The organism is Vibrio crassostreae, assembly GCF_041439375.1.
Taxonomy (GTDB): Bacteria; Pseudomonadota; Gammaproteobacteria; order Enterobacterales; family Vibrionaceae; genus Vibrio; species Vibrio crassostreae_D.
In genome coordinates this window covers 1-5,961 of the sequence record NZ_JBGONY010000111.1, presented here as the reverse complement: position 1 = coordinate 5,961, position 5,961 = coordinate 1, and the positions used below count along the sequence as shown (strand labels likewise).

Sequence of the window (5,961 nt, the reverse complement as noted above, 5' to 3'; positions counted from 1 at the left end):
AAGCCCTGCTAGCAATAGCAGGGCTTTTTTACATTTGAAGAAAAGTGTTTTTCTCCAGCAGAATGGGCTCCGTTAAGGTTTTGTCTCCAGTCGGTAAATCTGCATTAAGTACCCTCGCTATTTCGGCATATATTAGAAAGCCTAGTCTGACGACTAGGCTTCGTCGCTTTTGGTGTATGAGCTTCGGATTTTTGCTACAGACCTCATCGCTACCTATTGAGGCGTCTCTCTAGAAATCGACAGGAGCTGCTAGGCTATCTTGTAGATACAAAAACGCCTAGCGTTTGCTAGGCGTTGATAAATAGTGTTTCTAGTACATCGACTACAGTATTTGTTTAAGCACTCTGTCGGCTTTTACACGAGTGATCTTACGAATCAACTTCTGAACTTCCATCGGGTAGCTCTCTATCTTATCTAACTGCTTATAAGTACAGATAAGCTGAGTGTGTTGAAGGATATTATCCACTTCAGCCTGGAACTTGTCTGTTAGGTGGTGGTAGTTATCTTGGATAAAGATACCGTTTTCTAGATCCAGCTTCCATGCGCGTGGGTTTAGGTTATTACCTGTTAGTAGCATGTAGCGTTTATCTACCCATATGCCCTTTAGGTGGAAGCTATTAGAGTCGTGTTGCCAAAGTCGAATTGATAGATTACGGCTAGCAATATGAGCTTCATTCGCTTTAGCGAAACGACGTAAGTTCAGTTCGTACAGGTATGGCAGACCACCAATCGTTTTAAACTCTTCTTCTGGCGAGATAAAGAAATCATTTGCTGTCTTATCGCCAACAACAATGCTGACCTTTACACCACGCTTAAGTGCTTTCTTCACTTCTTTAGCTAGGCTAGGTGGGAAGTTGAAGTAAGGTGTGCAGATGAAGATTTCATCTTTAGCTTGAGCGACGAGTTGATTGATTCCCTGATTCAGACGGTTACGTCTTTTACCGATACCAACTAATGGTGTTACAGCAACTTGGTCTGCTGAAACCTCTTGACCATCGAATTGATACTGAGACCTTGCCAATGATGCTCGAAACTGACGAATCGCTGGTTTCAGTTCTTTGGTCGCAGGCTTGTTCTTATCAGCCAGGTCATAAACAGCGCTGTCCGCAACCATCTGTTCGTGTACGTAGGTAAACATTGAGTCAGCAAGAGCCGCATTGTTTAAAACGTGGTAACGATCAAAGCGATAGCGGTCATGGTAATTGAGGTAGATATTGTTAAGGCTTGCACCGCTGTATATCACGCTGTCATCGACGATAAAGCCTTTTAAGTGCAATACGCCAAAGACTTCTTTGCCGCGAACTGGAATGCCATAGACAGGCACAGAATGCTGATATTTTTCTGCGAACTCTTTATACATGGCTGCATTGCCTTCAGAAGACTCTGCACCAATCAATCCACGCTGCGCTCGGTGCCAATCGACACAAACACTCACGTCTAGTTCGGGATTCTTTTGCTTTGCTTCATATAAGGCAGTTAGGATCTCACGGCCAGCTTCATCATCTTCAAGGTACAAAGCGACTAAACTAATACGAGTCGTTGCGCGAGATATCTCATCAAGTAGGCGAGTTCGAAACTCTTGCGCTGATAGTAGTACTTCAAACTTGTCAGGATTCTGCGCTATGGTTGGCAACTGTATGAATGGATTCCTACTGGCAATCATATTGACTGTTTTACCTTAAAAATATGCAAAATTGCGAACCTTTAATTTTACCAAAGGGATAGTACCAAATACTAGATAATCGAGGCATTCTCTAACAATTTTGCTGATAATGCATAGGAATGAGATCTTTTCCGCTATTCGAATAGCGCTCGTATAAAACTCTTAAACCATTTGGTAGATCTTTAGGGTCTACTTGTACGAATTTGTGTCGCGCGTAAAAGTTGGTGAGATGAGCGTACGCAAAGCAGTAATCGTCTTCCGTAAGCGTATGTTGCGCACAATAATCCATAAGCTGGGAGCCTAATTGCTGACCACGATGTTGTTTTGATATCGCCATACCGGTAAGTAAGCGATTATTTTCTATTGTACGAAAACGCACGACACCGCACAGCTCGTTATCCAGCAATAACGAGTAGATCAGTTCACTCTTATTCGCTTTTCCCGTTGGGTAGTGTTCTTTATAGAAACGTTTAACTAGGGGAACCTTTACTGGGTCTAATTGAGTAATGATGACATTGTTCATTCAGTCACTGCGCCATTGGTTTATCTGCTGTAGAATGACCGCAGTGTAAGTTAATTGAATATCGCCATGCAATTCCATCTCAATGCTAGTTTAAAAAATGTTCATACTTTTTCCATCGATCAGACGTGTGATGCGTTGGTTGAAGTCACCACTACCGAAGAACTGATTTCGCTTTACAAAGACCCTAAATGGTCAGCTTTGCCTAAGTTAATACTGGGTAAAGGCAGTAATATGCTTTTTACTGAGCACTTCGCTGGCCTGGTCATCGTGAATAAATTAGCCGGGATTGAGCTGGCCGAGACGGACAGTCATCACCTACTGCATGTAAGTGGTGGCGAGGATTGGCCAAGCTTGGTTGAGTGGAGTGTGGATAAGGGGTTGGGTGGTCTAGAAAATCTAGCAATGATACCCGGTTGTTCAGGCTCTGCTCCGATTCAAAATATTGGTGCGTACGGCGTTGAACTGCAAGACATATGCGAGTACGTTGATATCCTATGTCTGGATACTTATACAGTTAAGCGATTAAGCAAGGAAGAGTGTCTCTTTGGTTACCGAGATTCTATTTTCAAACATGCTCTCTACGGTAAAGCGATTGTTGTTGCGATTGGTTTAACGTTGCCGAAAGAGTGGGAGCCATGCAATCACTATGGCCCGTTAAAAAGCCTAGCAGCCGATAGTCTCACTCCTCGTACTGTATTTGATGAAGTGTGTGCTATCCGTTCGAGTAAGCTGCCAGACCCTAGAATACAAGGGAATGCGGGCAGCTTCTTCAAAAACCCTGTGATCACCAAAGATCATTTTGATCGCCTGTTAGCTCTATATCCAAACATTGTCGGCTATGAGAGTAATGACATGATCAAAGTCGCTGCTGGCTGGCTGATTGATCAATGCCAGTTCAAGGGCGTGACAGAAGGTGGCGCTCAGGTTCACCCTAACCAAGCATTGGTTATCATCAATTCTGATGAGGCTTCTGCTGTGGATATCCTTAAGCTTGCAGAGCGAGTACGTCAGGCCGTTTTGAATAAATTCGATATTCGATTGGAACATGAAGTACGTTTTATGGGACGAGACCGAGAGACAAACCTAGATAAGGCTTTGGAGTCATTGGTATGAGAGAACACAGTACCAAGCTTGCACTATTGAGATGTCTTGCTGACGGTGAGTTTCATTCAGGTGAAGACCTAGGTGAAATGATTGGTGTATCACGAGCGGCTATCAGTAAGCACATTAAAGGTATTCAAGAGTGGGGTTTAGATATCTACCGAGTACAAGGCAAGGGTTACAAGCTAGCTAGCCGTTTAGATATGCTTGACCAAGAAAAATTGTCTGCAGTTAGTCGCGATGCTTCTCTTGAGCTGATTCCAATCATCGGTTCTACAAACCAACACCTATTAGAGCGTACTAACACCCTCGAATCGGGTTCTGTCTGTATTGCTGAATATCAAGCTGCGGGGCGTGGACGTCGCGGACGAGAGTGGGTATCGCCATTTGGTGCAAATCTCTACCTTTCAATGTATTGGAGACTCGACGCAGGGATGGCTGCTGCGATGGGCTTAAGCCTTGTGGTTGGAGTAGCCGTTGTAGAGGCTTTGGAAGAGATGGGCGTTGAAGGCATCAAGCTTAAGTGGCCGAATGACCTATACCACAATGACAAGAAGCTCGCGGGTATCTTGGTCGAGCTCTCTGGGCAATCGGGTGGCGCAGCTCATATTGTTATTGGTTTAGGGCTGAATCTATCTATGGATCCAACGACATCAGGTATTGGTCAACCGTGGACTTCTCTTAAAGAAGTGTGTGACGGAAAGGTGCCTGATCGTAACCAATTAGCGCAGGCTCTGATCAATACTTGGGACAAGTCTCTTGTGGATTATGAACTGAAAGGAATGTCCAATTTTGTAGAGCGTTGGAATCGCTTAGATAATTTCTTAGGTCGCAATGTTAGGTTGATTATTGGACCTAGAGAAATTGAAGGTGTTGTTCAGGGCATCGATGAACAAGGTGCCGTGTTACTCAAAACAGAGAATGGCCTCGAGAGTTATATTGGTGGTGAAATATCGCTAAGAAAAGGCGATTAAGGCGTTACTATTTTCTGAGTAACACTTCTTCAACCATGTGATCGGCGCCTTTTCGCAAAATCAGGTGCGCTCTTTCTCTTGTCGGAAGGATATTTTGTTCAAGGTTCAAGCCATTGATTGAACTCCAGATACCTTCCGCTTTATCCAGTGCCGCTTGATTCGATAACTTAGTGTAATGACTAAAGTACGAGCCAGGTTTAGTAAACGCGCCATCGCGAAACTTCATAAAACGATTGATGTACCATTCTTTGATTTGCTGGCTGTCAGCATCAACATAGAGTGAGAAATCAAGGAAGTCTGAAATAAACACACGATGCGGTTCGTGTGGGTAGTTCATGCCACTCTGTAAGACATTAAGCCCTTCAATAATAAGTACATCGGGTAGGTCGACACACTTAACATCATCAGTAATGTTGTAAGTTAGGTGCGAGTATACCGGTGCGGTGACATTTCTTTTGCACGCTTTAACATCTGAGACAAAGTTCACAAGACGCTTGATGTCGTAAGACTCAGGGAAGCCTTTTTTACTCATCAACCCTTTCTCTTCCAACACTTCATTTGGGTATAAGAAACCGTCCGTTGTGACTAGCTCAACTTTTGGGTGGTTTTCCCAACGAGAGAGTAGGGCTTTAAGCAGTCGTGCAGTTGTACTTTTACCAACCGCAACACTACCTGCAATACCTATGATAAAAGGTGGCGCTTTCTCTTTCTTATCTAGGAACTCGTGAAGTACCGAGTTTCTGTTTTGTCTGGCTGCTACATAGAGATTCAACAGCCGAGAAAGTGGTAGATAGATCTCCACAGCCTCTTCCATTGTGAGTTTTTCATTGATGCCTTGAAGCTCTTTTAAGTCGCTTTCAGAAAGTGTCATCGGAACTAAATTCCTTAGCTCAGACCAGCGTTCGCGGTCAAATGACATAAATGGGCTCATACAAAACTCTATAGTGGATAACAAAACAAGTGCATGGAAAATACATCAAGCGATAGATAAATAAAATATCTTCCTGTGCTAGATGCGTGTTAAAGATGGAAACCTTGAGCTAAATTGGCGTATGTAGGAGTTTGGTAAGAGAATTTTGCACTTTTTTTCAATTTACTATTGCAAGGTGGAAAATCATTCAATAAAATGCGCCCCACTTGTGCCGACTTAGCTCAGTAGGTAGAGCAACTGACTTGTAATCAGTAGGTCACCAGTTCGATTCCGGTAGTCGGCACCACTTTCTCCCTTCCTCTAAGGCAAGCGAGAGAAAGCTCAAAATTTGGAGAGGTTCCCGAGTGGCCAAAGGGAGCAGACTGTAAATCTGTTGGCACTGCCTTCGATGGTTCGAATCCGTCCCTCTCCACCATATTCTAAAGGTTAAATAGCTCAAACAGAGTTACGTGTTGCGTGCATCGTATAATGGCTATTACCTCAGCCTTCCAAGCTGATGATGCGGGTTCGATTCCCGCTGCACGCTCCAACTCATTTTGTGTGCTGATATAGCTCAGTCGGTAGAGCGCACCCTTGGTAAGGGTGAGGTCCCCAGTTCGACTCTGGGTATTAGCACCAGTCTAAAGCTTCTTCTCCTTTAATAAAGAAAACCATTTTTTTTGGTTGCGTGGTCTTATTTTAAGCCACCTAATCCGTACCTAGAGGGACACCCCATGTCTAAAGAAAAATTTGAACGTACGAAACCGCACGTAAACGTTGGTACTATCGG

5 protein-coding genes and 4 tRNA genes are annotated in these 5,961 nt (G+C 43.8%); 6 read left to right on the top strand and 3 right to left on the bottom strand.

Annotated elements, in window-relative coordinates; genetic code table 11:
* Window positions 1-322: 322 nt before the first annotated feature.
* Together pssA and ACED45_RS23600 are read right to left on the bottom strand one after the other, a co-directional pair.
* Entirely contained in the window at window positions 323-1,663 is a 1,341-nt protein-coding gene (gene pssA / locus ACED45_RS23605; protein WP_371715164.1) for a CDP-diacylglycerol--serine O-phosphatidyltransferase, read from the bottom strand.
* A 91-nt stretch (window positions 1,664-1,754) separates the two neighbouring features.
* Entirely contained in the window at window positions 1,755-2,186 is a 432-nt protein-coding gene (locus tag ACED45_RS23600; RefSeq protein ID WP_102394676.1) for a GNAT family N-acetyltransferase, read from the bottom strand.
* A gap of 66 nt (window positions 2,187-2,252) precedes the next feature.
* On the opposite strand from ACED45_RS23600, the gene murB reads away from it, so the two are divergent.
* Both murB and birA read left to right on the top strand, forming a co-directional pair.
* Entirely contained in the window at window positions 2,253-3,299 is a 1,047-nt protein-coding gene (murB, locus tag ACED45_RS23595; RefSeq protein WP_371715163.1) for a UDP-N-acetylmuramate dehydrogenase, read from the top strand.
* Window positions 3,296-4,261, top strand: coding sequence for a bifunctional biotin--[acetyl-CoA-carboxylase] ligase/biotin operon repressor BirA (gene birA / locus ACED45_RS23590; RefSeq protein WP_371715162.1), 966 nt, complete (start codon window positions 3,296-3,298; stop codon window positions 4,259-4,261). The genes murB and birA overlap by 4 nt, the downstream gene beginning before the upstream one ends.
* Before the next feature lie 7 nt (window positions 4,262-4,268).
* Here birA and coaA read toward each other — a convergent pair whose 3' ends face one another.
* Window positions 4,269-5,192: a type I pantothenate kinase gene (coaA, locus tag ACED45_RS23585; RefSeq protein WP_048657856.1), complete on the bottom strand. Its 924-nt coding sequence runs from the start codon at window positions 5,190-5,192 to the stop codon at window positions 4,269-4,271.
* A gap of 210 nt (window positions 5,193-5,402) precedes the next feature.
* On the opposite strand from coaA, the gene ACED45_RS23580 reads away from it, so the two are divergent.
* From ACED45_RS23580 to ACED45_RS23565, 4 genes are all read left to right on the top strand, one after another.
* A tRNA-Thr gene (locus tag ACED45_RS23580) sits at window positions 5,403-5,478 on the top strand.
* Window positions 5,479-5,522: 44 nt separating this feature from the next.
* Window positions 5,523-5,607: transfer RNA gene (locus ACED45_RS23575), tRNA-Tyr, on the top strand.
* A 39-nt stretch (window positions 5,608-5,646) separates the two neighbouring features.
* Window positions 5,647-5,721: transfer RNA gene (locus ACED45_RS23570), tRNA-Gly, on the top strand.
* Between the two features lie 13 nt (window positions 5,722-5,734).
* A tRNA-Thr gene (locus ACED45_RS23565) sits at window positions 5,735-5,810 on the top strand.
* Window positions 5,811-5,961 lie beyond the last annotated feature (151 nt).